This is a genomic window from Nocardia sp. NPDC057668, assembly GCF_042799795.1.
Classification (GTDB): Bacteria; Actinomycetota; Actinomycetes; order Mycobacteriales; family Mycobacteriaceae; genus Nocardia.
In genome coordinates this window covers 560,465-586,612 of sequence record NZ_JBHVIC010000003.1, presented here as the reverse complement: position 1 = coordinate 586,612, position 26,148 = coordinate 560,465, and the positions used below count along the sequence as shown (strand labels likewise).

At 69.5% G+C, this 26,148-nt stretch carries 29 protein-coding genes; 17 read left to right on the top strand and 12 right to left on the bottom strand.

Translation table 11 applies throughout. The features are described from left to right. The first annotated feature begins 46 nt into the window (after window positions 1-46). Window positions 47-754, top strand: a complete 708-nt coding sequence (locus ACFVBH_RS21270) for a hypothetical protein (RefSeq protein ID WP_379003657.1) — start codon at window positions 47-49, stop codon at window positions 752-754. Window positions 755-918: 164 nt separating this feature from the next. Here ACFVBH_RS21270 and ACFVBH_RS21265 read toward each other — a convergent pair whose 3' ends face one another. Continuing rightward, entirely contained in the window at window positions 919-1,518 is a 600-nt protein-coding gene (locus ACFVBH_RS21265; protein ID WP_379003655.1) for a TetR/AcrR family transcriptional regulator C-terminal ligand-binding domain-containing protein, read from the bottom strand. 102 nt (window positions 1,519-1,620) lie between these two features. On the opposite strand from ACFVBH_RS21265, the gene ACFVBH_RS21260 reads away from it, so the two are divergent. From ACFVBH_RS21260 to ACFVBH_RS21250, 3 genes are read left to right on the top strand one after another with little or no spacing between them, the layout of a single operon-like run. Then, the gene (locus ACFVBH_RS21260; protein WP_379003653.1) at window positions 1,621-2,958 is read left to right on the top strand and encodes an alpha/beta hydrolase family protein; all 1,338 of its coding nucleotides are present in this window, start codon (window positions 1,621-1,623) and stop codon (window positions 2,956-2,958) included. After that, window positions 2,955-3,899, top strand: a complete 945-nt coding sequence (locus ACFVBH_RS21255) for a fumarylacetoacetate hydrolase family protein (protein WP_379003651.1) — start codon at window positions 2,955-2,957, stop codon at window positions 3,897-3,899. The genes ACFVBH_RS21260 and ACFVBH_RS21255 overlap by 4 nt, the downstream gene beginning before the upstream one ends. 10 nt (window positions 3,900-3,909) lie before the next feature. Further along, a complete protein-coding gene (locus tag ACFVBH_RS21250) occupies window positions 3,910-4,644 on the top strand; it encodes an MBL fold metallo-hydrolase (protein WP_354990132.1) in 735 nt (244 codons plus the stop codon). An 83-nt stretch (window positions 4,645-4,727) separates the two neighbouring features. Here ACFVBH_RS21250 and ACFVBH_RS21245 read toward each other — a convergent pair whose 3' ends face one another. Both ACFVBH_RS21245 and ACFVBH_RS21240 read right to left on the bottom strand, forming a co-directional pair. Further along, window positions 4,728-5,546, bottom strand: a complete 819-nt coding sequence (locus ACFVBH_RS21245) for an ABC transporter permease (protein WP_379003649.1) — start codon at window positions 5,544-5,546, stop codon at window positions 4,728-4,730. After that, window positions 5,543-6,481 carry an ATP-binding cassette domain-containing protein gene (locus tag ACFVBH_RS21240; RefSeq protein ID WP_379003647.1) on the bottom strand — a complete coding sequence of 313 codons (939 nt, stop codon included), beginning with the start codon at window positions 6,479-6,481 and terminating at the stop codon, window positions 5,543-5,545. The genes ACFVBH_RS21245 and ACFVBH_RS21240 overlap by 4 nt, the downstream gene beginning before the upstream one ends. A 161-nt stretch (window positions 6,482-6,642) precedes the next feature. Here ACFVBH_RS21240 and ACFVBH_RS21235 point away from each other — a divergent pair, with 161 nt between their 5' ends. Together ACFVBH_RS21235 and ACFVBH_RS21230 are read left to right on the top strand one after the other, a co-directional pair. Next, window positions 6,643-7,281, top strand: a complete 639-nt coding sequence (locus ACFVBH_RS21235) for a PadR family transcriptional regulator (RefSeq protein ID WP_379003643.1) — start codon at window positions 6,643-6,645, stop codon at window positions 7,279-7,281. Window positions 7,282-7,337: 56 nt separating this feature from the next. Then, entirely contained in the window at window positions 7,338-8,147 is an 810-nt protein-coding gene (locus ACFVBH_RS21230; protein ID WP_379003641.1) for an SHOCT domain-containing protein, read from the top strand. Between the two features lie 34 nt (window positions 8,148-8,181). Here the strand turns inward: ACFVBH_RS21230 and ACFVBH_RS21225 are convergent, their stop codons facing one another. Then, window positions 8,182-8,391 carry a hypothetical protein gene (locus ACFVBH_RS21225; RefSeq protein ID WP_354991648.1) on the bottom strand — a complete coding sequence of 70 codons (210 nt, stop codon included), beginning with the start codon at window positions 8,389-8,391 and terminating at the stop codon, window positions 8,182-8,184. A gap of 220 nt (window positions 8,392-8,611) precedes the next feature. On the opposite strand from ACFVBH_RS21225, the gene ACFVBH_RS21220 reads away from it, so the two are divergent. After that, complete coding sequence (locus ACFVBH_RS21220; RefSeq protein WP_354991649.1) at window positions 8,612-9,427, top strand: SigB/SigF/SigG family RNA polymerase sigma factor; 816 nt, start codon at window positions 8,612-8,614, stop codon at window positions 9,425-9,427. 4 nt (window positions 9,428-9,431) lie between these two features. Here ACFVBH_RS21220 and ACFVBH_RS21215 read toward each other — a convergent pair whose 3' ends face one another. The 4 genes from ACFVBH_RS21215 to ACFVBH_RS21200 form a co-directional block, all read right to left on the bottom strand. Beyond that, a complete protein-coding gene (locus ACFVBH_RS21215; protein ID WP_379003638.1) occupies window positions 9,432-9,635 on the bottom strand; it encodes a hypothetical protein in 204 nt (67 codons plus the stop codon). Window positions 9,636-9,767: 132 nt separating this feature from the next. Next, the gene (locus ACFVBH_RS21210; protein ID WP_379003636.1) at window positions 9,768-10,535 is read right to left on the bottom strand and encodes a siderophore-interacting protein; all 768 of its coding nucleotides are present in this window, start codon (window positions 10,533-10,535) and stop codon (window positions 9,768-9,770) included. Window positions 10,536-11,069: 534 nt separating this feature from the next. Continuing rightward, entirely contained in the window at window positions 11,070-12,170 is a 1,101-nt protein-coding gene (locus tag ACFVBH_RS21205; protein ID WP_379003634.1) for a saccharopine dehydrogenase family protein, read from the bottom strand. Window positions 12,171-12,299: 129 nt separating this feature from the next. Then, a complete protein-coding gene (locus ACFVBH_RS21200) occupies window positions 12,300-13,145 on the bottom strand; it encodes a DUF1206 domain-containing protein (RefSeq protein ID WP_379003632.1) in 846 nt (281 codons plus the stop codon). A gap of 167 nt (window positions 13,146-13,312) precedes the next feature. Between ACFVBH_RS21200 and ACFVBH_RS21195 the strand changes: the two genes are divergently transcribed. Then, window positions 13,313-13,543, top strand: coding sequence for a hypothetical protein (locus tag ACFVBH_RS21195; protein WP_354991654.1), 231 nt, complete (start codon window positions 13,313-13,315; stop codon window positions 13,541-13,543). Window positions 13,544-13,649: 106 nt separating this feature from the next. Here the strand turns inward: ACFVBH_RS21195 and ACFVBH_RS21190 are convergent, their stop codons facing one another. Next, on the bottom strand, window positions 13,650-14,681 hold the full coding sequence (locus ACFVBH_RS21190) for a fused (3R)-hydroxyacyl-ACP dehydratase subunits HadA/HadB (RefSeq protein ID WP_354989375.1): 1,032 nt from the start codon (window positions 14,679-14,681) through the stop codon (window positions 13,650-13,652). Window positions 14,682-14,968: 287 nt separating this feature from the next. Here ACFVBH_RS21190 and ACFVBH_RS21185 point away from each other — a divergent pair, with 287 nt between their 5' ends. The 3 genes from ACFVBH_RS21185 (at window position 14,969) to ACFVBH_RS21175 (ending at window position 16,406) form a co-directional block, all read left to right on the top strand. After that, window positions 14,969-15,313, top strand: coding sequence for an Lsr2 family protein (locus ACFVBH_RS21185; RefSeq protein WP_354989374.1), 345 nt, complete (start codon window positions 14,969-14,971; stop codon window positions 15,311-15,313). A 292-nt stretch (window positions 15,314-15,605) separates the two neighbouring features. After that, window positions 15,606-15,986, top strand: coding sequence for an RNHCP domain-containing protein (locus ACFVBH_RS21180; RefSeq protein ID WP_379003629.1), 381 nt, complete (start codon window positions 15,606-15,608; stop codon window positions 15,984-15,986). Window positions 15,987-15,995: 9 nt separating this feature from the next. After that, window positions 15,996-16,406 carry an RNHCP domain-containing protein gene (locus ACFVBH_RS21175; protein WP_354989372.1) on the top strand — a complete coding sequence of 137 codons (411 nt, stop codon included), beginning with the start codon at window positions 15,996-15,998 and terminating at the stop codon, window positions 16,404-16,406. 82 nt (window positions 16,407-16,488) lie between these two features. Here the strand turns inward: ACFVBH_RS21175 and ACFVBH_RS21170 are convergent, their stop codons facing one another. The 3 genes from ACFVBH_RS21170 to ACFVBH_RS21160 are packed head-to-tail and all read right to left on the bottom strand — an operon-like array spanning window position 16,489 to window position 18,284. Further along, a complete protein-coding gene (locus tag ACFVBH_RS21170; RefSeq protein ID WP_379003626.1) occupies window positions 16,489-17,472 on the bottom strand; it encodes an LGFP repeat-containing protein in 984 nt (327 codons plus the stop codon). After that, complete coding sequence (locus ACFVBH_RS21165) at window positions 17,469-17,729, bottom strand: hypothetical protein (RefSeq protein ID WP_379003624.1); 261 nt, start codon at window positions 17,727-17,729, stop codon at window positions 17,469-17,471. The genes ACFVBH_RS21170 and ACFVBH_RS21165 overlap by 4 nt, the downstream gene beginning before the upstream one ends. Window positions 17,730-17,768: 39 nt before the next feature. Further along, the gene (locus ACFVBH_RS21160) at window positions 17,769-18,284 is read right to left on the bottom strand and encodes a PRC-barrel domain-containing protein (RefSeq protein WP_354987779.1); all 516 of its coding nucleotides are present in this window, start codon (window positions 18,282-18,284) and stop codon (window positions 17,769-17,771) included. A gap of 111 nt (window positions 18,285-18,395) precedes the next feature. Here ACFVBH_RS21160 and ACFVBH_RS21155 point away from each other — a divergent pair, with 111 nt between their 5' ends. The 6 genes from ACFVBH_RS21155 to ACFVBH_RS21130 all read left to right on the top strand — a co-directional run bounded on the left by ACFVBH_RS21155 (window position 18,396) and on the right by ACFVBH_RS21130 (window position 26,124). Continuing rightward, window positions 18,396-19,082 carry a DUF4333 domain-containing protein gene (locus tag ACFVBH_RS21155; RefSeq protein ID WP_379003622.1) on the top strand — a complete coding sequence of 229 codons (687 nt, stop codon included), beginning with the start codon at window positions 18,396-18,398 and terminating at the stop codon, window positions 19,080-19,082. Window positions 19,083-19,275: 193 nt separating this feature from the next. Beyond that, window positions 19,276-21,153 carry an ABC transporter ATP-binding protein gene (locus ACFVBH_RS21150; protein WP_379003620.1) on the top strand — a complete coding sequence of 626 codons (1,878 nt, stop codon included), beginning with the start codon at window positions 19,276-19,278 and terminating at the stop codon, window positions 21,151-21,153. Beyond that, window positions 21,150-22,910, top strand: coding sequence for an ABC transporter ATP-binding protein (locus ACFVBH_RS21145; RefSeq protein WP_379003618.1), 1,761 nt, complete (start codon window positions 21,150-21,152; stop codon window positions 22,908-22,910). The genes ACFVBH_RS21150 and ACFVBH_RS21145 overlap by 4 nt, the downstream gene beginning before the upstream one ends. 65 nt (window positions 22,911-22,975) lie before the next feature. Next, entirely contained in the window at window positions 22,976-23,620 is a 645-nt protein-coding gene (locus ACFVBH_RS21140) for a TetR/AcrR family transcriptional regulator (RefSeq protein WP_379003616.1), read from the top strand. Window positions 23,621-23,896: 276 nt separating this feature from the next. Beyond that, window positions 23,897-25,015 (top strand): PucR family transcriptional regulator, encoded by a 1,119-nt coding sequence (locus ACFVBH_RS21135; RefSeq protein WP_379003614.1) that lies wholly within the window; start codon window positions 23,897-23,899, stop codon window positions 25,013-25,015. Window positions 25,016-25,140: 125 nt separating this feature from the next. Beyond that, window positions 25,141-26,124 carry an Acg family FMN-binding oxidoreductase gene (locus ACFVBH_RS21130; protein WP_354987773.1) on the top strand — a complete coding sequence of 328 codons (984 nt, stop codon included), beginning with the start codon at window positions 25,141-25,143 and terminating at the stop codon, window positions 26,122-26,124. Window positions 26,125-26,148: the final 24 nt, after the last annotated feature.

The window sequence follows — 26,148 nt, the reverse complement described above, 5'->3', positions numbered from 1 at the left end:
ACCCCTTGCCTTGCGAGGCCCCGGAACAGTCGATGAAGGAGGTTCGATGCTCGAACCGGTAACCATGTGCGCGCCGCGCGACTCCAGGGTCGCGTTCGGCAGAGCCTGTGCCCGACTGCGGAACCTGCAGCCGGAGCACCCCCGGGTGTACGCCGTCGCCGCCATGTCCGAACAGGGAAAACGTCGTTGGTGGCGTTTGTCGGACGGTATTCGTGAAGGCCGGATCGAACTCATGTACCGGCGGCACGCCGCCGAGATGAGCAACCCCGAGATCGCCGCCGAAGTGGTCGCCACCGCACTCATCCACGCGGTCATCGGTCGCGTCATGGCCATGGTGATCGCCGAGGGGCGGGCCTGGGATCCGGGTCTGGAGAACTTGTGGATCCATACCGACAATGATGGCGGCATCGATTGGGCGGGTCTCGCCGACACCACCATTCGCGTCATCGAGGGTGATCGCCTGGCCGGTGAGCCGGGTGTGGTGACGCTGCCGTGCGAGGCCGCCATGTACGTCTGGCTCGCCCATCGCTGCGAGCCCGCGCTACGGCTCGTGCAGGAGGCCATGGTGCGGTGCGCCGGGCTCGGGGTGCGCCGCTTCTGGTCGCTGGTCGCGGAATCCATCGTCGGCGCGGCCACCTACGTGCCCGCCCTGGCCGGCACCGATTCCGTCGCCGGCGCTCGCCGCGGGCAGGCCGTGCTGGCCGCGCTCGAAGACCGCGGACTGCCGGTCCGCCGGGGTTGTTCTGTCAGATAGCCCGGGTTCGCACCCGGCGCCGCGTCCACATCCCGCTTGCGTGCGCCAGTGACGCCGCGCGCAAGCCTTGGGCGGCAACCGATCCCGGGCCGCCGGCGATGTCGGTGCGTGCTGTCGTCATGTGAGCGCGGGAACCGCTGCCCGGCGGCGTGATCGGCCGCGGGTCACCCCTGTGCGCGCAGCGCGCGAACGACCCGGGTCGCCAGTTCCGCGGCGAACGACTCGTCCATGGGTTGCCGAGTCAGGAAGTGCCGGAAGTGAATCGGTGCGACCAGTGTTTCCAGTGCCAGTCGGGCGTCGGTGCCCGGCGGTAGTTCCCCGCGCGCCACGGCCCGGGTGATCATGACCTCGTTGTGTGCGTTGCGCTTCTCCCAGAAGGTGTTTCGCGCCGCGACGATCTCGTCGGAGTCGGTGACGAAGGCCAGCGCGCGGGCCAGGCCGTTGCCCAGCGGCGTGTCCAGGTAGGCGATGAGCCCCGTGGCGAAGGCGCGCAGATCCCCGTGCAGGGTGCCGGTGTCCGGCAGCGGCAGCGTGCGCTCGCTCGCGGTGAGCATCACGTCCAGGACCAGATTCTCGCGCGTGCCCCAGCGCCGGTAGATCGAGCTGTCCCGCACGCCCGCGCGGCGGCTGATGTCGGGGATCCCGACCTTGTCCACGCCCAGTTCGGCCACGGCCGCCAGCACTGCGGCGTGCACGGCTTCGGTGACCTTGGCCGCCCGGCCGCCCGGTCGGCGCTGCGTCGTCGTGTCCTCGGCTGCGGTCATCCGCCGATCTTAAAGCAGAAGTTGTTGCTTTTGTGTCCCGGGGGCTTCTACTCTCTCATCTAAAGCAGAATATTCTGCGATTAGAGATCGAGAGGCCCGACGATGACGTCCCTGCCGGATATCGGACAGCGAGTGCTGGTCAGCGCCCGCGCCCTGACCCACACCACCGAACGCGCGGCCCGGCAGGTGGGCGTCGCGCCCTTTCTGCCCCGGTTGTTCGCCGACCGGTTCACGCACCTGGGCGGGTTCTCCGAGCAGGAGTTCCGCCGCAGCCTCGGTGAATGCCGTTCCTTCGAGGACGTCCGGTGGGCCGGATACTGGGCCGCGTTCGCCGACGAACAGCTGATCCGGGCCGACGCCGCCCTGGCTCAGTTGGGCGGCCCGTGTGCGGCCCGCCTGTTCACCGACGCGGTGCCCGCCGCGCTCGGCGAGTTGCTCGCGCCCGCGGTGACCCTGCTGGCCGATCGCGGTCCGGTGGCCGATCCCGCCGCGGTGCAGCGCTTCTGCGCCGAGCATCCCGAATCCGCCGACGCCGCGACCGCCCTGGACGCGCTCATCAAGGCGATGGTCTACGAATTCGTGGCCGCCTGGCCGGGCGGGAGCCTGGCCAGGCTGCGCGCCTACGAGCGCTCGCACCGGCTGTGCGAGGTCCTGCTATGCGCACTGGCGCCGGCCATGGGCGTCAGCGTCGAGGTGGCGCACATTCCCGTCGGTGGCGGCGAGCGCGTGCGCGGCATGCTGGTCCTGCCGGTGGACGCCGCCGCGCCGGTTCCGGCGGTCCTGGTCAGCAACGGCCTCGAGGGCACGATCGCCGAGGTACTGCTGCCCCTGCTCGCCCGGCGCGACATCGGCATCGGCATGTTCGTCATGGAGATGCCCGGCACCTACTCCTATACCGCGCCGCTGACCGCGGCCGCCGAAGGCGTGTACTCGGCCGTGCTCGACCATCTGGCCGCCGACCCGCGCATCGATGCCGAACGCCTCGGCATGATGGGGTTCAGCTTCGGGGCCTACTGGTCCGCGCGCATGGCTGCGGTGGACCCGCGGTTGCGCGTCGCGGTATCCAACGGCCCGCTCACCCACCGCAGCTTCGGCTTGGCGAACGCGATCGGCATGCCCGAGATCATGGTGTCGGCGCTGAGCGCCACCCTGGGCGCCACCGGTGTCGCCGACCTGTCCCGCAAACTCTCGAAACTCTCACTGGCACAGCACTATCGAGACATCGATATTCCGCTGCTGGTCATCAACGGCGCCCACGACACCCTGGCCGACACCCGGGATTCGATCGAGCTCGCCGCCGGGGCGCCCGACGCGCACCTGGTGCTCTACGCGGGCGACGACCACTGCGCCATGGGCCACGCCGAACACTGGGCGGCGCTGTCCGCCCGGTTCCTGGCGGACCACCTGGGCGTGCGCACGCCGGCCGGGGTCGTGCGATGAACCTCCCGCTGCCCCGGGTCCGGCGCGTGCTCGATCACGCCCGCCACCGCATCGACACCCAGGTCGACACCGGCTCGGGCTGGCGCGCCCACGGGGTATCCGACCGTGCCGCCGGGCTCGTCGTACCCGATTCCGCCTTCACCACCGACCACGAGATCGCGCGGTACGACGCGCTCGGGCTCGCGGACGGTGTCGAGGTGCTGCCGGTCTGCCCGGTGTCCTTCCGCGACTTCATGCTCTTCGAACAGCACGCGGTGAACGCCGCACGGGGTATGGCCAGGCGTTTCGTACCCGCCGGCTACCGGATCGGCCGGGTGTACGAGACCCTCACCCGGCGGACCTTCCCGCCGTTCCGCCCGCATGCGCTCTGGTATCGCGAGCCCATCTACTACATGTCCAACGCGCAGACCATCGTGCCCTCCGGGGTGCCGATCACCGCGCCGCCGTACAGCCGGGCCCTGGATTTCGAGCTCGAACTCGGGGTCGTCCTGGGCGCGCCGCTGCGGGACGCGACCCCGGAACAGGCCGCCGCCGCGATCGCGGCCGCGGTCGTGATCAACGACTTCTCCGCTCGCGACGTGCAATTGGCCGAGATGCGATCCGGATTCGGGCCCCAGCGCGCCAAGCACTTCATCACCTCGATGTCCGTCACCGCGGTCGCGGGTTCCGGGCTCGCCGCGCGGCTGGGCGACGTGCGCGGCACGGTCGCGGTCAACGGAAAGGTGTTGTCGCGGACAGGAACACAGACCATGCGCTATACGCTCGCCGAGGCCATCGCACACGTGTCGCGCGGCGAGCAGCTCTATCCGGGTGAACTATTCTCCAGTGGCACCCTGCCCGGCGGGTGTGGAATGGAGCTGGGCCGATGGCTTGCTCCCGGCGACGATCTGCGCCTGGAGCTCGAGGGGATCGGGGTCATCGAACATCGCATCCAGGAATAGTTGAGGCACCGTGAAAATCGATCAGGTTTCGGACTCCGTCTACGTGGTGGCCGGTACGAACGTCAACTGGGCGCTGGTCACCGACGGTTCGGGGGTCACCGTCGTGGATGCCGGATATCCCTCCGACAGCGCCGACGTGCTGGATTCCGTCCGGCAGATCGGGCATTCGCTCGATGACGTTGCGGCCGTGCTCATCACGCACGCGCACCTCGATCACATCGGCGGGGTGCCCGCGCTCATCGCGAGCACCGGCGCGCCGGTCTACACCGGCGCGGAGGAGGTGCGGCACGCCAAACGTGAGTACCTGCAGCAGATCACCCCGCTGAGCATGGTCAAGCAGCTCGCCACGGGGCGCGGTCGCGGCTGGGTCGCGCACACGCTGGTCGCGATCCGCGGCCACATCGGCATGAAGATTCCCGAGGCCGTCGCCGCTGACGCCGCCACCCTGGCCGCGCTGCCGGGCGGGATCGTCGCGGTGCCGACCCCGGGGCACACCAGCGGGCACACCGCCTATCTGATGCCCGCCGAGGGCGTGCTGTTCACCGGTGACGCACTGGTCACCGGCCATCCGCTGGTCTGCGCGACCGGGCCGCAACTGCTGCCGAAGGTGTTCAATCACGACGAGTCCGAAACCCTGGACACGGCCATCGGATTGGCGACCCAGCCCGCCAAGGTTCTCGTTCCCGGGCACGGCTCGCCCGGCGCTTTCGACGGCGAGGCCATCGCGAAAGCCTTGACCAGGTAAGGGTTCGGCGGTGGATCGAGGACGCCGCCACCCGGGCCGGGCCGCCGCGGTGCGGTCGTTCGCACGACCGCACCGTGCACCCGCTAGCCGCTCAGATCCCGGAATCGCTTGACCGCGAGCGGGAAGAACACCGCGATCAGCCCCAGCGGCCAGAGCACCGCGAGCAACTGCGCGTGCGCGCTCGCCCAGGAGTCACCGGCCGCGACCGGATTGCCGAACAGCTCGCGCACCGCGGTCGCGGTGGCCGACATGGGATTCCATTCCACGGCCGCGCCGAGCCAGGACGGCATCGATTCGGGGGAGGCGATGGCGTTCGACAGAAAACTGATGGGCCACACCAGAATCTGCACGGTCTGCACGAGTTCCGGTTTGCCCGCGACCATGGCCAGGTAGATCCCGATCCACAGCATGGCGAAGCGCAGGAGCAGCAGCAGGCCCATCGCCGCCAGGAAGGCCGCCACTCCGCCGTGCCAGCGCCAGCCGATGGCGTAGCCGACGACCACCATGACGGCCAGTCCGAGCACCGACTGCAGCATGTCCGCGATGCTGCGCCCGACCAGCACCGCGCCCGAATGCATGGGCATGGAACGGAATCGGTCGATGACGCCCTTGCCCAGGTCCTGGGTCACCGCGGTCATGGTCGACTCGAGCCCGAACGCCATGGTCATGGTCAGCATGCCGGGGACCAGGTAGGCGGTGAAGTCCCCGTCGATGGCACGACCGCCGCCGATGAGGTAGCTGAACATCACCAGCAGCATGACCGGGAACACGAGCCCGACCACCACCTGTACCGGCTGGCGCGCCCAGTGCGCCAGTTCCCGCCTGGTCATGGTCCAGCAGTCGGAAACGGCCCACAGCGCTGCCGAGCCGGCCGCCGGGGCGGCGCCGTACGTCGTGGTCACGCCACCTTCTCCTTCGTCAGTTCCATGAAGACCTCGTCGAGGGTAGGCCGGCGAATCGCTATGTCCCGCGCCTCGATTCCCGCCTCCTCGAGTGCGCGCACGACCCCGGTCAGCGCTCGCATGCGGTCCGTGACGACCGCGCTGAGCAGTCGCCGATCCTGATCGATCAGCACGTCCCCGGGCAGCAGCGCCGCCGCGCGGGTGAGCTGGTTCGCGTCGTGCAGCACCACATCGATGCGGTCGCCGCCGGTCCGGGATTTGAGGTCGTCGGCGGTGCCCTCGGCGATCACCCGGCCGTGGTCGATCACGGTGATCCGATCGGCCAGCTGATCGGCTTCCTCCAGGTACTGGGTGGTCAACAGGACGGTGGCGCCGCCGTCGACCAGGGAACGCACCGCGTTCCACACCTCGGTGCGCCCGCGCGGATCGAGCCCGGTGGTCGGCTCGTCCAGGAACAGCACGCGCGGTTCGGAGATGAGCGAGGCCGCCAGGTCGAGCCGGCGCCGCATGCCGCCGCTGTAGTGCTTGACCGCCTTCGACCCGGTGTCGGCGAGCCCGAACCGGGCAAGCAGTTCGTCGGCCCGCACCCCTGCGCGCCGCGCGCCCAGGTGGTAGAGCCGCCCGAACATCTCCAGGTTCTGCCTGCCGCCGAGTTCCTCGTCGACCGCGGCGTGCTGGCCGAGCAATCCGATTCGGGTGCGCGCGATCTCGGGGTGCGCGCGCACGTCGACCCCGGCCACTTCGACCCGGCCCTGTTCGGGCCGGAGCAGGGTGGACATGATGCGCACGGCCGTGGTCTTGCCCGCGCCGTTCGGGCCGAGCACCGCCTGCACGGTGCCCGCGCGGACGGTCAGATCCAGGCCGTCCAGGGCCTGCTTGCCGCCGTATCTCTTTCGTAGGCCTTCGACGAAGATCGCCGGGTTGTCGTAGGACAAGAAACACCCCTGCCGTTCGGTGCCCGCGTTCGACCGGGGCGGTCCGCGTCGGCCGCCCTATTAGTCAAACTTGATTACCCGACCAACGTACGCGCCGCCGCTGCATCTAGTCAAGATTGAATAGTGCTAGCCTGGGCGCACTCACCCGGAGGGAGATGTCCATGTCGGCGATCCGATTGCTGGTGCTCGGCGCGGTTCGCCAGCACGGCCGCGCGCACGGCTATCAGGTGCGCAACGACCTGGAGTTCTGGGGCGCGCACGAGTGGTCCAACGCCAAGGCGGGCTCGATCTACCACGCGCTCAAGCAGATGGCCAAGCAGGGACTGCTGCTGGCGCACGAGGTCGCGCCCAGCACCGTGGGCGGACCGCCCCGGGTGGAATACGAGATCACCGAGCGGGGCACCGCGGAATACCGGGCGCTGCTGCGGGAGGCGCTGACCTCGTACGACCAGAAGATGGATATGCTGTCGGCCGCAATCGGATTCATGGTCGACCTGCCGCGCGCGGAAGCCGTCGCCCTGCTGCGCGAGCGCATCGCCGGGCTCGAACGCTGGCGGGCCTCGGTGACCGAGCACTACATCCCCGAGGACGGCCCCGGGCAGCTCGGGCACATCGGCGAGATCATGAACATGTGGGTGCACTCGGCCGACAGCGAGGCGGCCTGGACGCACGGCCTGATCGACCGGATCGAAAGCGGCGCATACACGTTCGCGGGGGAGGGTGATCCGTTCGTCGGCGTGCTCGCCGCGGACGAGCCGAACCCCTTCGCCACCGGGCCGCATCCCGGCGACCTGGGGTAGCCCGCCGCGCGTCACCTGTCCCGCGGCGACATAGCCCGGGCCGCTACGATCCTCGCGTGGGGATAGTGCGCAACGTGGCGATTCGGGTGCTGGCGCCGTACGAGCAGGCGTACCCGGCCATCGAGCACGGCATGAAGGCCCTCGGTGTGGAGATCACCCGGCGCGGCAATCCGCTGCTGGCGGAATCCAAGCGCTCCCTGCGCAAGAACCGCTGGGCCGCTACGCTTTCGGCGGGTTTCCGGCCCGAGAGCCCGTCCTCGACCGTGATCGAGTGGACCGTCGACATGATGGGCAGCAAGCACATCGAGCTGATCGACGACATCACCGCGGCGGGCGGGCTGCCCATCGACGATCACGGCCTGACCGCCGCCCTGGACCGGATCGGGAAGCTGGGCTGGCTGTTCGGGCACCGCGAGGCACGCTCGCTGTCGGAGTACATCAGGCTCGACGAGTACGTGATCGAGCTCGCGCAGGGTCTGTTCGACGATCAGCGACAGGGGATGCTGGTGCTGACCACGCGCCGGATGTTCTTCTTCGACAAGGGTCTGCTGAGCGCCTCGGTGGAGGAGTTCGCGCTGGACGCGGTCGTGGCGCTGGGATTCTCGACCCAGCCGGGCGGGGAGACCGTCACCATCTCGACCTCGCGCTGGATGGCGTCGGTCGCCCAGATCGCGCACGGGCGGGGTGAGGCGTTCGTCGCGGCCTTCCGACGGCTGAAAGCCGAAGCCGGTGGCGGGGGAGCGCAGCGCGCGCCCGTGGGGGACATCGCCGAGAATCTGCGCAAACTCGGGGAACTGCGGGACGCCGGGCTGCTGACCGAGGGCGAGTTCGCGGCCAAGAAGGCCGAGCTGCTCGCGCGCATGTAGGCGCTGTGGTTCCGGCGCGTGCGGACCGGAACCGTCAGTGCGTGTCGGTGGGCAGGGCCAGCATCTGGAAGGTCATGACCAGGGCGCCGAGCAGGCCGGCGGTGCCGGTCAGCGCGGTGAGCGCCGAGCCGGTGAGCAGGGTCAGTCCGAGGAAGAAGAACAGGCACAGGGCCAGCGCCACGGCGGTGCTGGTGCGATCGATCCTCGTCGTATTCCGGGGGTGATTACGTGAGTCGATGATCATGTCCTAAGCGTTCCCCATCGAATTGTTTATCAAACCGTGATTGGTGAAAACGGCTGATTCCACGCCTCGTCTCCGCAGGTGAGGGGCAACTTATTCGCGGTGATTCGGGCAGATCGCCCGGTGTGGGCCATCTCGCGCCGGGTTGTTTCGATCCGGTCGGACCGGGTAGAGATTAGAAATACCCACGTTTTGTACGGGACACCGCACCGAGGGGCTGAACATGTCAACTGAATACACCGCACGACCCGCCACCCGCAGTACACGCAAGGGAAGCGACACCTACGACAACCTGGAACCCCGGCTCGCCGAGCTCGCGGCCCTGGATCCACAGGATCCCGGCCGGGCCCGTCTGCGCGATGACATCATCGCCGAGGCCATGCCGCTGGGTGAGCACATCGCGCGCCGCTACGCCGGCCGCGGGGTCGACTACGAGGATCTGGCGCAGATCGCCGCGCTGGGCGTGGTGCTCGCGGTGGACCGTTTCGACCCCGAGCACGGCTCGTCGTTCCTGGGTTACGCGATTCCGACCGTGATGGGCGAGGTCAAGCGGTACTTCCGGGACAGCACCTGGGCCGTGCGCGTGCCGCGCCGGTTCAAGGAACTGCAGCAGCAGCTCACCACGGCGATCCCGCAGCTGTCCCAGCGTCTCGGGCGTGAGCCCACCGCCCGTGAGCTGGCCGATCACCTCGACGCCGATCTGTACGAGATCACCCAGGCGCTCATCGCCCGCAACAGCCGTACCGCCGATTCCCTCGACACCCGGGTCACCGGCACCGAGGACGGCGCGACCTTCTCGCCCGCGGATACCATCGGCGACGTCGACCCCGGCTTCGCGCTCATGGAGGATTCGCTCACCGCGGGTCCGCTGCTGGCCGCGCTGCCCGAGCGCGAGCGCCGCATCCTGATCCTGCGCTACGGCCAGGAGAAGACCCAGGTGCAGATCGCGCAGGAGCTGGGCGTATCCCAGATGCAGATCTCGCGCATCCTGTCCCGTGTGCTGAAAGACTTGCGGACCCAGGCGCTGCAGGCCGCGTAACCCCTCACGCGGCCGGCCGCACCCCGTCGCCCTGTCGCCGCACGTGTTCGACGAGTTCGATGAATTCGTCCAGCGCGGCGAGCGCGGACCACTCGTTCCGCGCGGTGAGGCCCGGGAATCGATCCGAACGGGCGACGTAGGCGGCCTCGCCCGCCGACCAGCTCACCCGCACGGCGGGCGCCGAGTCGGTTCGATCGATGGTGTTCATGGTGGTTTCCTGCTCTCTCGCAAGCGATTCAGGCCCTCGATTCAACCCGCGCCGTCGGGGTGCGCCGCGGATCCTTACGGATCGCGCGAGCTCGTGCGCGCGAATTTATCGCTTCCTTTGCGGGCGTGGTGGCTACTCCATTCCGGTGCGCCCGGGCGTCCAGAACGGTTTCGTGCGAACGGCCCGGCGATCCCAGCCGCGCTCGTCGATCAGGATCCGGCGCAGTCGCTGGATGGTGCGGGCCTCGCCGGCGAGGTAGGCCACCCCGGGCCGGTCCGGCAGCGGCAGGGCGCGCAGTCCGGCGGCCAGCGTCTCGGAGTTCGCGGCCCCGCCCGCACCTCGCTCCACCCCGGTCAGACCGCGCGGCAGCGCCAGGTGCCCGGCGGCGGTGGCGGCCTCGACCACGCCGTGCACTTCGGCCCCGGCGGGCAGGGAGCGCAGCATGGCGGCGAACGCGACCGACGCGGTCTCCTCACCCGCGAACAGGTGATACGGCGCGTCGTCCCGGACGACGAAATTTCCCTGGGGCCTGGTGAAATGCACGGTTTCCCCGATGCCGGTGTCGCGCGCCCACCGCCGCGACGGCGTCAGCGTCTCCGGCTCCGTATCGTGCTCGAATCGCACGATATCCAGGGTTCCCGCCACCGGATCGGCGTCGTAGACGGAGTACGCGCGCAGCGCGTCGTGCGGATGAAAACGCAAGAGCGTCTCGGCGAATCCGCCGACCTGGATCCGAATATGCTGTCCCGCTTGCCAGCTCAGCCCGCGCAGCCGCGGACCCTGGAACCGGATGCGCCGCAGCGCCGGCGACAGGTCCTCGAATTCGGTCACGGTCGCCGAGAGCAGCACCGCGTCGCGCAACGCGCCGATGAGTGGGAAGGTGTCGTCACGAGTAGCCACAGAGTTCTCCGTACGTCGGCGGTGGTTCCGATCGCGCACGGCGCCAGGCCTTTTCCCCGCGCGCCCGCGCAGGCCACGCCCGGCAACGGCCGGACCCGGCCGGGAGCGGACCGACGCCGTCGGGCACCCGTTCGCTCACCCTCGGTAAGGGTACCCTTACTTTGTCTGGATGGGTGAGCTACCTTCGCTTCGCCGAACCGTTCTCCGGTAATCGACGGCCCGCGTAACCCCGCGCGCCCTGCAGGAAGACTTCCGTCGTCATTTCGACACCATGCCGCTGGGCTACCTGCGCCGCGTCCGGCTCGAACACGCCCACCGCGAGCTGAAGGCCGCCGAGCCGCCTGCCGCCCTTGTGAACCCGAGTCCGCGGGTCCCGCGAGGCCGAGCCGATCCGCTCGTGAGCCGAGCTGTGCCGCAGCGCGATTCGGGCGATCGATGCGCAGACACCGGCGGTATCAGTTCGTGTCGCCGCCGGTATCGTTGCGCCGCAAACGTCGAGCCAGGCGACAGGGCCCGCGCACCCGGGCTATTCGTTCACCGCGCGGAATCGGCCGGGTAGCGGGACCATCCCGCGGCGGTCACCGCCGCGTCCAGTTCCGTGAGACCGAAGGCGTCCACCGGGCCCAGCGCCCCGGTGCCGCGCAGCCCGCCCTCGAGCGCCGTGTGCGCGCCCCAGGCGAGGATCGCCGCGGTGAAGTCGTAGGGGTCACCGCCTGCGAGAGTGACCGTCGCCGAAGTCTTTCCGTTCGCATCGCGCGCCTCGGCCACCGCCCAGGTCCGGGTGCGCTCGCGCGACTCGGCGCCCGGGCCGCCGGTGGACCCCTGCACGGCACGGGTCAGGACGCTGTCCAGACCCCGCTTGAGCGCGGGTACCTTCCCCACGGCCGCGGTCAAGCCGGATCCGGCGCGCAGGCCCTGTGCGATGGGCGTCGGCAGACCCAGATACACCCCGACCTCGCGTACACCCGGGTACGAGCGGGTCAGCGCGAGTTGCTCCGAGCCGGGGATCGACACCCCGGTCCGCGCGGCTCCGGCCACATCGAACGAGTGCAGTCGCGCGCCCGCGCGCTCGGTCACGATCTGCCCGTCGCGCAGCGCGAAACCGGGTTCGAACAGCATTCCGGCGATCGAGGCGCGGGTGCCCCCGCTGGTGCGCGGGTTGTCGGCGAAGTAGCCGATATCCACGCGCACGGCGCCGGGCGCGGCCGCCAGGGCCAGCGCGCCGGCCAGATTGCCCGGGACGTAATCGAATCCGAACGCGGTGAGCAGCGCCGAACCGGCGGCTCGCGCCCGGTCGTCGTGCTCGAACACGGTCCGGATGAACGGCCCCTCGCCGGTGGAATCGAGGTAGTGCGCCCCGGCGTCGATGGCGGCGGCCAGCGCCGGGCCGCCGTGTCGCAGGAACGGCCCGACCGTGCTGATCAGGACATCGCCCGGCCCGAGCAGCGCCCGCACCGACGCGGGGTCGGCGACATCGGCGACGGCGGTCCGCGCGCCGCCGAGATCGGCCGCGAGCTTCTCCAGGGCGGGTCCGTTCCGCCCGGCCAGCACGGGTGAAACACCGCGCGCGACAAGGGCTTCGGCCGTCAGCCGGCCGGTGTACCCCGTCGCCCCGAACACCACAATCTTCGCCATCGCCGCCTCCTCGCCGTTGTCGTATGTCTAGCACGCCGACAGTGAGTTAGATAGGGTCGGACTCTCTTATCGCCTCGTGGCCGGCGGCCGGGCGCCGGCGTCATCCCGCCGTCCCCGGCCTCGACCCGGCTACATCTTCGCGAGCCGCGCCATCACGATGTTGTACAGCCCGTAGGTGATGATCCCCAGTCCCGCGGCCACCAGCAGCGTCGCGCCGTAGGGCTGCGCGCCAAGGGTTTTGAGCGCCCCGTCCAGCCCCGAGGCCTTGTCCGGGTCGGACTGGCTCACGGCCAGGATCACCAGCGCCCCGACGGCGCCGATCGCCAGCCCCTTCGCGATGTACCCGGCCGTGCCGAGTCGCTGCACCAGCTTGCTGGGCGTGCCCTTCAGGTCCTTCAGGAAGCGTCGCGTCGCGCCCTTGTAGACGTGGTAGCCGCCGACGCCGATGATGACCGCGCCACCGATGATCAACAGCGCCGTTCCCGCGGTGTTCTCCATCAACCGCGCGGTGAGGCTCTTGCTCTCGCCGCTGCTCGACTTGCCGCGCCCGCGTGCGAAACCGAATGCGGTGAGCGCGAATCCGAAGTAGATCACGGCCACGGCCGCGGCCTTGATCCGGTGCACGGCCTCGGATTTCTTGCTGTCGGCCTGCGGCTCGGAAGCCTTGCCGAACACCGCTTCGGTCAAGCGCCACAGCGCCATCAGCGTGAAAGCGACCACGCCGATCCACAGGGCAACTCCGCCACCGGGTGTCGCGGCCAGTTCGGCCATGGCCCCGGACTGGTCGGCGGTGCCGCCACCGTTGCCGAGCGCGAGGCGGATGGCGAGGTACCCGATGAACAGGTGCACGATTCCGCTCATCACGAATCCCGCGCGAGCGAATCGCGCGAAATTCGGGTGCTGCGCCATCCTCTCGACGCTGGACGACGAATACGAGCTGTCAGGTCTGCCGGTCCGGGTAGACGGTTCGGTCATCGAAAATCCTTTGATCCCATACGAACTGGACCGTCAGCGCATACCCGGGCACGGATCGCCGAAACAGGCGCGGCAGATCGCCCCCGCCCCCCGCCGCCACCGTTTCGACTCGGCGGTGGCGGGTACCACCCGGTCGAGCCCGTGCCCATCGAGAATGGAAGTCGAGGATGAACCCGATCCCGGTCCCGCCCACTTCACCCGAATCCGACGATCTGCTGCCGGACGCCGAGCAACTGCGCGAGGAGGCCGACGCCGCCGTGGCCGAAACGAGCGTGCGGGTCGTCGGCCGCGGCCTGCAACTGGTCCACAGCGCTAAACGCCACCCCGTGCCCCTCACCGCCGCAGCGGCTTCCGGCGCGGTCCTGACCTGGTGGGCGCTGCGGCGCAGGCGCTCTTGACCGTCCGCCGGCCCCGCTCCGGAGCGTGACCGCGCTCCGGAGCGTGAAAACGGCCGCACGCACCCGCCGAGTTCGGGCGGGGCGTGCGGCCGTCCGGCCGTCATGGTCAGGACAGGCGCACGTCCGCGGTCGCCAGCCCGAAGATCTTGCGTCCCGCGGACTTCGCGACGATCACGATGACCGCCGACCTGGTCTCCGGGTCGAGCGACTTGACGCGCCCCGTGAATTCGACGGTGCCCGCCGAACCCGCCTCGATGACCGTGTAATTCGACAGCCGGACCCCGTACCGGGTCATCGCGCCGGGATCGCCGAGCCAGCCGGTCACGAACCCCGCGCCCAGGCCCATGGTGAGCATGCCGTGCGCGATCACGTCGGGCAGTCCCGCGAGGGTGGCGACGCCGTCGTGCCAGTGGATGGGGTTCACGTCGCCGGAGACGCCCGCGTAGTTCACCAGATCGCCGCGGGTCAGGCGCACGGTCCGCGCGGGTAGCTCGTCGCCGACGCCGACCTCGTCGAAGCGCAGGGTGGTGCGCGGCTCACGGGTGCGCGAGACATCCGACAGCCCGGCAACGTTTTCCGGGGGCGGGGCGATCCCGTCGTCGCCGGTGACGCCGCCGGCCCGGGACGCGGTGTCGAGCCCGGTCATGATCACCCGGTCGATGGTGTCGCTGACGTCGGTGTTGACGTCCTCACCGGTCAGCCCGACCACGGTGGTGTGCATGACCTGGGCGATGTCGCCGCTCTGATCGAGGAACGTATTGGTGATGGTGAGCAGATCCTTGCCCGCGATGCGGCGCACCGAGGACAGTTCGACGTCGCTGATCAACCGGTCGCCGGCGAGCACCGGCCGGTGCATCTCGAACACCTGATCCGTCTGCACGACCACGTCGTAGCCGTTCATGAGGGTGTCGAGCAGCCTGCGATTGGCCAGCATCGCGGTGGTCGAGATGAAGGTGGTCGGCGCGATCAGCCCGGTGTATCCGAGTTCGGCCGCGGCGGCGTCGCTCCAGTGCGCGGGATTGAAATCCTGCACCGCGCGGGCGTACTCGCGGATCTTCTCCCGCCCGACCTCGTAAAAGTCCTCGACCCGGTAGCGATGTCCCACCAGACCGGCGACGTCGAACGCTGCTTCCACCAAACTCCTCCTCCATCAGGATTGCTACTCACCCGTAACCGGAATCGCCCCAACCGGATTCGCGAGTGAAAACCCACCTTCTCACACAGCGTCCCGGCGGCGACGCGATCCGGGGCATTGCTCGAGTCGAATGGCTGTGACCTGGCGTTTCATTTCTCGAGCCCGGCGAATTCGGCGCGCGCGCGGGCCGTGCGAGGTCCTGAGATCAACGCCCGAAACCGGACTGTGTACAACTGACCCGAAGAACATCCGCGTTCGAGGACGCCAGCGCACCTACCGGAGGGATGATCGTGGCACGGAAAGTGGTCGTCAACATCATTGATGACTTCGACGGCGAATCAACGGCCGACGAGGCCGTCCTATTCTCGCTCGACGGCATCGACTACGAGATAGACCTGTCGAGTGAGAACGCGGCGGCCCTGCGCGAGGTGTACGCGCCGTGGATCGCCAGCGCACGCAAGATCCGCGGCACCACCCGCCGCACCAAGGCCACCGCCACCCCGGCACGTTCGTCGGCGGATCGGCAGGAGAGCACCGCGGCCCGTGAATGGGCTCGCGCCCAGGGCCTGCCGATCTCCAGCCGCGGCCGCATTCCGGTCGAGGTGCTGGAGTCGTATCGGGCCGTCGCGAGTTGAGACAGCCGGCGTGGTGACCCCCGGCCACGGCTGTGCCGGGGGTCCTGCGCGAAAAATCGATGGCGAGCGCCGATTCGCCATTGCTACGGTTGCCGCCGCGCCCGATCGGGCGCGTCCGCGATCGTCGGTTGGAGGAGTGATCTATGACCCGGCCCGCGCCGAGTAGCGCCTCGGAGTGTTGCTTCGGTACGACATATCGCTGCCCGCACCACATCTGCCGGTAGTCACCGGCGTCAGGCGCGCTCGGCCTGCTTCCTGCCAGCATTTCGGCTCACGGCAAGGAGTATCCGAGTTGTCGGACAACATCTCTCGTTCCAGCGGCGCCCACCCGGCGCTGCGTACCTCCACCTTCCCCTGCATGCGCTGCGGGCTCACCGTGACCCTGCTCGGTCCCGGCGGCGAACGGCGCAATCACTGCCCCAGCTGCCTGCATTCGCGCCACACCCTCGATCAGGCCGAGGGCGGCGGTTCCGATTGTCAGGGCCGCATGTCACCGCTGTCGATCGCGGTGTCGCGCACCGGCGAATGGGCACTGGTGCATCGCTGCACCCGCTGCCGCGAACTGGCGTTGCACCCGGTCTGCGGCGACGACAACCAGTTGATACTCATGCGACTGGCCGTCCGCCCGCTGGCCGAGCCACCGTTCCCTCTCGAAGTGTTCGGCGAGCTGTAGGCGCCGGCCATGCCACGCAGGAACACCGCGGCTCCCGGCCGCAGACAACGCGAGAAATCCGTATTGCACGGCCGCGGCGGCGAATTCGGCGACGCGTTCCGCTGCGTCGGCTGCCGCCTCGACGTACCGATCGCGGCGGCAGGTACCGCCCATCGCAACCACTGCCCGCACTGTCTGAGCAGTCGGCACGTGGACCGGATGCCGGGGGACCGGGCCGCGTCGTGTGGCGGCCGGATGCGCGCGGTCGGCCTGACCGTGCGTGCGAACGGCGAATGGTCGCTGGTGCACCAGTGCCTGGCGTGCGGAACGCTCAAGCTGAACCGCACGGCGGGCGACGACAACGCCCGGGCGCTGATGCGAATAGCCCTGCGCCCCTTGGCCGATCCCGGCCTGGGAGTCAGGGCGCTGCGGTCGCTGTGAGGGAGGTGCCGCCCGGCGGGCAGATCCGCCGGGCGGCACATTCCCTCGGATGGCCGGCGGTAACGCCACCGTCCGAATTCACCTACACGGGCCGCCCGTGCCCGCCGCCGAACGTGCGAGCCCGCTCGGCCAGCGTCGCCAGATGCGCACCGGCCGTGTGCCGCTGACCGCCCGCCGCGGCGACCGGCGCACCGGCCGTCCGGGTGGGGGCCCGGTGCGCGCCGGCCGTGGTCGTTCCGACCGAATGGTGTTGGTGCCCGCGGCTTCTCGTGGCCAGCATCGCGAGACCGCCCGCGGCGGCGGCGATCAGGAGGCCGATGGGCAGCGCCCACCACTTCGCGTTGGAGTCGGACCCGGTCGCCGGGGCGGGCGCCGCGCCCGACGACATCGAATCTCCGGGCGGGGCGCCGGGTGCGGAGACGTCCAGACCACTCAACTGCCCGGCGATGGCGGGCGGCGTGCTCACGAACCCGTCGGCCTGACTCCACTGGATCTGCACCGGCTCACCGTTCTGCCCGGTGAAGCTCTGGCTGTACACGCCGTTCGCGAGGGTGGTGTCGCTGGTCGGCGCGCCCAGCACCCCGTCGGTCGCGTTCAGTTCGGACCACGCGGTGCGGATCGGGCCGCGCACCAGCCACGCCCCGTTCTGCGGGCTCCACTGGATGGTGGCGCCGTCGGGGGCGGAGAACTCGCTGAAACGGGCGGTGCCCGCGACCGCGACGTCGGACTCGTCATTGGTGGGGTAGCCGACGGCGTCCGCGCCGCCCAGGGCGAGGTACTTGTCCAGGATGGCCCCGTACATCACCTTCGCGCCGGTATCGGCGGAGTAGATGATCTTGCCGCCGCGATAGTCCTGCGCGGCCCCGTCCGGGCCGAAAGCGTAGACGGCGCCGACCTTTTCACCGAGTGGCGTGGCGGCTCCACCCTTGTCCGTGTAGTGGGCGTCGATCGCGGCCTCCGCGCCCGCGGGCTGCGCCGTCGCGATCGTCGCGGTCAGCGACCCGGCGCCGAGCAGCACCGCGGCGAACGCGGCCGCGCCGGCGAACGATCTCTTCCATCCGCTCATGACTCCGCTCCCGTCTTGGGCCGCGTCGCCAGTCCCAGCACCGCGGAGAACGCCGCGCCCACCGCGCCGCCACCGGCGACCTGGGCGAGGATCTGGCCGAAGTCCAAACCGCTCCCGGTGGTGGATTCGATGATCGCGCCGGTGATTCCGCCACCGATCGCCCCGGCGAGCCCGTGGACGAGCGGCCCGAACGGACTCCTCGATCCACCGATACCGCCGCCGACGACACCGCCGAGCAAACCCAGCAGCCATTCCATGATTTCCTCCTGGTAGTCAGCTGATTGGCGAGTGAAAAGCTATGCGCGCCCGTCGTTCTCCTCGAGCCACACGCGTTCGGTCTCGACGTACTCGGTGCGCGGCGCGCCCCGGGTGATCTGCTCGCCCTCGATCACGAGCCGCTCGTCGGCGATCGGCAAATCCTCGGCGCCGGTCCGGCCGCGCGTCAGCGGCTCGTCCGCGCGCCGGCGGATGCGCTGCGCCTTGGTGGTCGCGACGCCCCGCCGCTGACCGCCGCGGTAGTAGGTGATCAGCTCGCGTTCATCCTGCGGCTCGAGCTGTCCGTCGTGTTCGAGGTGCGGTGCGCCGCGCACCTGCTCGCGATCGACCCGAACGCGCAGGGAGTTGTCCACGGGCTGGTACTCGGCGCCCTCCAGCGGGGCCAGTGCCTGCTCACCGCCCATCCCGGTCGACACCGCCGCCCACGTGGCGATTCCCGATTCGTTGTCGAGGTAGAAGCCCTCGACGTGCCCGATTTCGGCGCCCGCGGCGTCCCGCACGGTGCAGCCGATCAGTGATTCCAGCGTCTTCGCCATGATCCGTCCTCCGGTCCGGCGGCGACTCGGTGCGGGGTCGACCCCGCTCGGAGCGCCGCGTTGGAAACGATCTGGTCAAGCGTGCTGCGATAACGCGCATACCCGGCCGGGATGCTGTCAAACATCCAGCAAACATTTCCGGCGGTGAGATGCGAGGTTTCGCGACGGGGCGGCGGTCCGGATGCGAATTGGTTGCGAAGTCGATCTTTCCTGGCGAAAACCGGGAGGAAAGCCCCGGCATCGGCCATAAAATTGTCTATGCGGAAACTGATAGCTGCTCTGCCCCTCGTGTTCGTCCCGATACTCGTGGCCGGATGCAACTCGGGGCCCGGTTCGGTGAGCAAAAGTGACGTGGAATCCAAGACCGGTAGCGTATTCCACGATACGTCGCACGAAGACGCGAAATCCGTTGTGTGCGAAGGTGATTTGGACGCCAAGGTGGATGCCACCCAGAAGTGCGCCATCACATCCGGGGACGGCCAGACCTGGTCCGTCCTGGCCAAGGTAACCAAGGTCGAGGGCGACACCGCCTACTACGACCTCGACATCACGGACAAGTACGTCGCTCCCGACGACGTGGCAAGCAATGTCTCCAACTTTTACCAGGAACGGGTAGGTACGGCCCCCAAGGCCTCGACCTGCACCGGCCTCCTTCGTGGAGCCACCGGTACCAAGATTCGCTGCGTGGTAACCGAGGCCGACGGCACCCGCTGGGGCGTCACCGCGACCACCACCAACGTGGAAGGCGACCAGGTCAACTACGACATGATCGTCGACGACCAGCCGCTCGCCTCCTAGTCCCACCCGCCGAAGACCCGACATCCTCCGGGGTGCCGGGTCTTTCGTATGCCGGGGCCCGGTGAAGGTCTTGCGCGGCATGCACCCCGGTCATATTCTGAACGCCATTCAGTATTAAGTATGGCAAACCTAAGTTCACTGCCGACCGCGGTGGGTGCCCGCTGCGTGGGGAAGTGCCTGAACCAGGAGTGATATGACCGCGTCATCGCCATCGGTCGCCGCGCCCGCCGAGCTTCGCCCGGATCTCCCGCCTCGAAGACCCGACCCGGATCCGGCCGACACCAAGGCCCAGCAGCGGGCCGGCGCGCGGGCGCTGGCCGAACTGATGAAGCCGGTGTCGGCACAGCTGACGCTCGCCAGGCTGCTCGCGGTGCTGTCCGGCGTGCTCGCCGTCGTGCCGTACATCGCGCTGGTGCGGATCGGCGACGTGCTGATCGGCGCCCATGCCGCGGGCGTGGCGGTGGACGGCGGGGAGGTGTCGCGCTGGCTGCGAATTCTGCTCGGCGCCTTCGGACTTCGGCTGGGCGTCTACTTCGTCGCGCTGCTGGTCACCCATCTGGCCGACGCGCGGCTGGGTCACCTGATCCAGGAGCGCATGGTGCGCCGGTTCGCCCGGGTGCCGCTGGCGTGGTTCACCTCGACCAATTCCGGCCGGGTCCGGAAAGCGTTGCAGGACGAGATCGGAACCATCCACCACCTCATCGCGCACCAACCGGTGGACGGTACGAACGCCGTCGTCATGCCGCTCGCGCTGACCGTGTACGCGTTCGTCATCGACTGGCGGCTGGGTCTGCTGTCCGTGGCGACTCTGCCGCTCTACGTCGGCGCCGTGCTGCTGTCGATGCGCGGCATGGGGGAGAAGACCGTGGAAATGGACAGGCGGCTGTCCACCGTCTCGGCTCGTATGGTCGAGTTCGTCACCGGTATCTCCGTGGTCAAGGCCTTCGGCCGAGTCGGCAAGGCGCACCGCAACTATCAGGAGGCCGCCGACGACTTCAATCTGTTCTACCTGAAGTGGGTCCGGCCGCTCATTCGTGTATCCGCCCTGGGCACCTCGTTTCTGGCGGTCCCGCTGGTGCTCACGATCAATATCGGCGTGGGATCGGTCCTGGTGCACGGCGGTTCGGTCACCGCGGCCGACGTCCTGGCCACCGCGCTCATCGCCCTGCTGATTCCGTACGCGCTCGAAGTGCTCATGAACTCCCTGTGGGCCCAGCAGCTCGCCGGCGGCGCGGCGCTGCGCATCACCGACCTGCTCGAGACGCCGACGCTGGCCGAACAGGACGGGGCGGCCGTTCCGGTGTCGAATGAGGTCGTCTTCGAACGGGTTTCCTACTCCTACCGCTCCGGTGCGGAGGCCGCGCTGGCGATCGACGACGTCAGCTTCACCCTGCGCGAGGGCACGGTCACCGCCCTGGTCGGACCCTCCGGCTCCGGGAAGTCGACAATCGCGACCCTGCTGGCCCGCTTCGACGACCCGCTCTCGGGTGTCATCAGCATCGGCGGCGTGCCCGTCGGCGAGGTCCCGGACCTCTACTCGCGCGTGGGATTCGTGCTCCAGGACGCCCAATTGCTCGCCCTCAGCCTGCGCGACAACATCGCCCTGGGCCGCCCGGACGCCACCGACGAGCAGATTCGCGACGCCGCCCGCGCCGCGCAGGTCCTCGACGAGATCGAGGCACTGCCGAACGGATTCGACACCGTCTACGGCCGCGACACCGGGCTGTCCGGCGGTCAGGCGCAACGCATCTCGATCGCCCGGGCGCTGCTGGTCGACGCGCCCATCCTGGTGCTCGACGAGGCCACCGCCCTGACCGACCCCGAATCCCAGCACGAGATCCAGCAGGCGCTCTCCGCGCTGGTGCGCGGCCGGACCGTGCTGCTCATCGCGCACCGGCCCGAAGTGATCAAGGGCGTCGACCAGATCGTCCTCATCGAAGCCGGCGGCATCCGCGCCGCCGGCACCCACGACGAGTTGCTGAGTCAACCCGGTTACGCGCGATTGTGGCGGGCGGACAACGGAACTCGACCCGCCGACGGCCGGGCGCTGACCACGGGAGAGCCGCGATGAACCTGCCCCTGCTCGACATCGTCCCGCGCATGAGCCGGATGATCTCGCAACCCGAACAACTGAAACCCGCCCTCGGCATCAGCGTCGCGGCCGGGCTGATCGAGGGCCTGGCCCTGGCCGCCCTGCTGCCGACGATCAGCACGCTCGCCGAGGACGCGCCGGTGTGGGGCCTGGGCCTGACCGGATGGCTGTGGGTCCTGGGCGCGCTGGCGGTGGCCAGCTTTGCCGTCAACTACGCGCAGAGCCGCGCCAATTACGCTGTCGCCCTGGACTTCCTGCGCAGCATCCACCGGCTCACCGGCGATCAGGTCGCGAAACAACCGCTGGGCTGGTTCGCACGTCCGATCGCGGGCAAGCTGTCGCGCATGGTCTCCACCGAGCTGATGTCGGCGGGGGAGATCTTCGCGCACATGTTCGGCCCGCTGGTCTCCCGGATCACCGCGGCCGGGGTGATCATCATCGCCGCGTGGCTGTGGCATCCGCTGCTGGGTTTGATCATCACCGTCGCGGTGCCGATCTTCGCCGTGATCACCCTGCTCTCGACCGATCTCATGCGCCGCGGCAAGGCGATTCACGAACCCGCCGAGATCGAACTGGCGGGCCGCATCGTGGAATACGCGCAATGCCAAGGGGCGCTGCGCTCCACCGGCCGCAGCACCGACTTCCCGCCGCTGTCCGGCGCGCTCGATCGGGCGTACGCCGCCAAGAAACGCGGCCTCTGGCTCGAATCGGCGGGCATGCTGCTCAGCGGCATGATCACCCAGGGCGTGGTGGTCGCGCTGATCAGCGCCGCGGGGTCCCTGGCGGTGGCCGGCACGCTGGAACCCGTTCCCGCCCTTGCCTTCATCGGCCTGGCGCTGCGCTTCTCCTCGACGGTGTCCGCCATCACCGAGGCCGCCATCGCACTGGAATCGCGGCGTCCGCTGCTCGACGCGCTGGACGAAGTGCTCACCGCCGCACCGCTGCCCGAACCGGCCGCGCCCGCCGTGCTGACCGCGCCCGGCACCGTCGAATTCGAGAACGTCACCTTCGGGTACGCGCCCGGCGCGGCACCGGCACTGCGCGAGGTGACGCTGACCGTGCCCGCGGGGTCCATGATCGCCCTGGTCGGCCCGTCCGGCAGCGGCAAGACCACCATCGCCCGGCTCATCAGCCGGTTCTACGACGTCGGCGCGGGCACCGTCCGCGTGGGCGGCGTCCCCGTCGCCGAGCAGACCGGCGAGCAGCTGATGGCGCAGCTGTCCCTGGTCTTCCAGGACGTCTACCTCTTCGACGACACCCTGGCCGCCAATATCGCCGTCGGCCGCGCGGACGCCACCGAGGCGGAGATCCACCGGGCGGGCGACCTCGCCGGGGTGCGCGAGATCGCCGAACGACTGCCCGACGGCTGGGCTTCGCGGGTCGGGGAGGGCGGGCGCGCACTGTCCGGCGGCGAACGCCAGCGCGTGGCCATCGCGCGGGCCCTGCTCAAACGGGCGCCCATCGTGCTGCTCGACGAGGCCACCTCGGCGCTGGACGTGGAGAACGAAGCCCACGTCGTCGCCGCGATCGAGCGGCTGCGCGAACAGGCGACGGTCATCGTCATCGCGCATCGCCTCGACACCATCGCCCGCGCCGACCTGATCATCCAGCTCGACTCGACCGGCGCCGTGGTCGCCCGGGGTACGCATGCCGAATTGCTCACCGCCGCGGGCACTTACGCCAGATTCTGGGAACACCTGCACGGTGCCAAGGGGTGGCAACTGGCAAACCATTAGCCTGAACGCATGAGCGAACCCAGCGTGGAACCGACGAAATCACCGGTCGCCGGCGAGCTGTCCGCGTGAGCTCACCCCGCTGGGCCGCCGGGAAGAAGGTGGGCCGCAAACCCGCCTTCACCCGGCAGGACATCATCCGGGCGGCTATGGACGAGGGCCTGGACACCTTCACCCTCGCGGCCATCGCCGACCGGATCGGCGTCGGCGCTCCCGCGATCTACCGCCTCTATCCCTCCCGCGACGACATCGTCGTGGCCTGCCTGGACGTCATCGCCGCCACGATCAAGCTCCCCGAACCCGGTATGGACTGGCGAGATACGTTGCGGCAGTGGGCGAACGAATGCTGGCGCATCTGCGAGGAGAATCCGCGGCTGCCGCTGGTGGTCTACTCCTACGCGCCGGCCTTCACCCGCATCGCCGAGATTCTCGAGGCCTACGGCGCACACCTGGCCGGGCAGGGCGTCACCCCGGGCCAGACCAGCTTCGCGCTCGACTTCCTCGGCGACACGGTCTTCGCCTGCCACCTCGGCGTGCAGGCCATGCGCACGACCGACCCCACCGGCGCGAGCGGGCTCGATCAGGTGCGCACGGCCCTGGCGGACAAGTCGACGATTCTGCAGCCGCGGGAGTCGTGGCAGCAGCGCGGGCTGACCGACCTCAAGATCGATTTCATCATCACCGGGCTCGAACACAACTGGCCCGAGGCCTGATCGGATCGCCGCGAGCCGGCCGATCCCGCGGCTGACCGCCCGATCGGAGGGGCATCGAGTCGAACACGGCCGCCGGACTCGGCGCCGCCTGCGCCCGCCGCCGTCACCGGATGGCAAGCTGGATGCCGAAGGGCAGGCTGGGCCACCTCGACGTTGCGGAGTTTTCATGAACGATCGCAGCACCACAACCCCGACCGAATCATGCTCCCGCGCACACCGATCAACGGCTGTCAGCGTGCCGGGCACCGAGGGGGCCGCGGGGCGGACGGGTTGTCGATGACCGAATTCGGCGTCGCGGATTCGAAGACCCTGGCCCAGGAACTCTGGGATCGGTTTCGCCGGGAGATCCCCGCCTACGCGGACATCGACGAAGCCGACACCGTCCCGTCGATCACCGCGGCGCTGATGCGCCTGGATTCCGCCGTGCGTGCGCGGCGCGACCTCACCGACGAGGAGATCGAGCAGTTCCACGAATACGGCGCGATCCGCGCCCGGCTCGGCGTGCCGCTGGAGGCGGTGCTGCGCGGGTGGCAGATCATGATCGCCGAGATCATCGAACGGGTCGGCCACAATCAGATCTGGGTCGACCGGCCCGGGTCGACCCTGATGACCGTGCTGGTCGCGCTGCTGCGGGTGTCCGACGCCGCCACCGTCGCGCTGAGCGCCGGGCACCGTGACACCGCCGCACAGATCCAGCGCCGCCGCGACGGCCTGCGCGATGATCTGATGCGGGGCATCCTGTCCGGCAGGTTCGGCCTCGACGAACTGCGCAGCCAGGCGCAATACCTCGGGTTGCGGCTGGATCAGCGCTATTCGGCGTTCCGGGCCATCGGCTCCGAGCCCGAGCACACCGAGTGGCGAATCCGCCAGCAGCCCGCGTGCCGTCCGCCGCAGGGTTTGACCGCCCTGCTGGACGGTGACGTCGTGGGGTTCTTCAGCGGATCGACCGGCCCGGACGTCGACGACGAGTATCTCGGGATCGGGCCCAGGGTCGAACTCGACGAGCTGTTCCGGTCCATTCGCATCGCCGGTCGCGTCGCCGAAACCGCGCGATTGTTCGGGCGTTCCGGGCGGCACACCCTGATCGAGCTCAGCATGCGCGCGGCGGTCGTGGGTGATGTCGAGGTCGGGGCGGCCCTGGCGGAGCGCTATCTCGAGGCAATCTGCGACGCGGACGCCTCACCCATCCTCGACACCGTCGACTGCTATCTGTCGGCGGGCATGAACGCCTCCGAGACCGCCAATCGCATGTTCCTGCATCACAACACCGTGCGCTATCGCCTGGCTCGATTCGAGGAGCTGACCGGGGTGAGTCTGAAGGATCCCGAGATCGCCTTCCAGGTGTGGTGGGCACTGCGGTACCGCGAGCTCGGCTGGTCCAGGCCCAAAACCTGACAACGCGTCCGGCCGGACCTTGTCAGAAATTACGAAGGCCCGCGCGGCGCATCCGGGTTGTCTGGAAGGTAGCTGTTCAGGAACGGGCAACCGGCTCCGGTTACCGAACTCGGAAAGTAGCGATGATGATCGACAAGCCGAAGCTGCAACACGCCTTCGAAACCGCGATCGACATGGCAGTCCGAGCGCCGTCGATCCACAACACCCAGCCGTGGCGCTGGCGCGTCACCGCCGACGCCGTGCACCTGTATGCCGACACCTCCCGGCATCTCCCGGCCACCGACCCGACCGGTCGAGCCCTGGTCATGAGCTGCGGGGCAGCGCTGCATCACCTGCGCGTGGGCCTCGCGATGCTGGGCTGGCACGCCGGCGTGCGCTACGTTCCCGACCCCGGGGATCCCGATCTTCTCGCCGTGATCACCGCTACGCCCCGCGCGGCGACCCCCGCCGATATCGAGAGCGCGGCGGCGATCATGCACCGCCAGTCCGATCGCCGCGCCTACGATCCACGACCGGTGAACGCGGCCATGCTGCGCGGCATCAGCTCGGTGGCCCCCGCCTTCGGCGCGGCTGCCCGGCTCGTGCCCCCGCAGCTGCGCGGCGCGCTGGCCGAAGCCACCCACACCGCGGTCGCGCGGCACGCGCGGGACGGCGACTACCAGCGCGAGATCACCATCTGGAGCGGCCGCCACGGTGACGCCGACGGCGTGCCCGCGGCCAACACGCCGCCGATCCGCGAGGACGGGGAGATCCTGCTGCGCGCGTTCGCCGACCCCGAACTGGCCGATCCCGCCGACGTGGTCGACGGCGCGCAGTGGTTCGTGATCGGCACTCCCACCGACGACACCCAGGCCCGGGTGCGCGCCGGCGAGGCGGTCTCCGCGATCCTGCTGACCGCGACCCGGTCCGGCCTGGCCAGCTGCATCCAGTCCGAACCCCTCGGGATCCTCGACCTGGGCGCGGACCTGCGCTCGGAGGTACTGCACGACTGCGCGTTCGCGCAGACGATGATCCGGATCGGCTGGGCCCCTCGCACGGCCGCGCCCCTCCCGTTCACTCCCCGCCGGCCGTCGGCCGAGGTGGTCGACGAAGAGGTCGTGTCCTCGTAGTTCGCGCGGCCTGTTGTTGGGGCA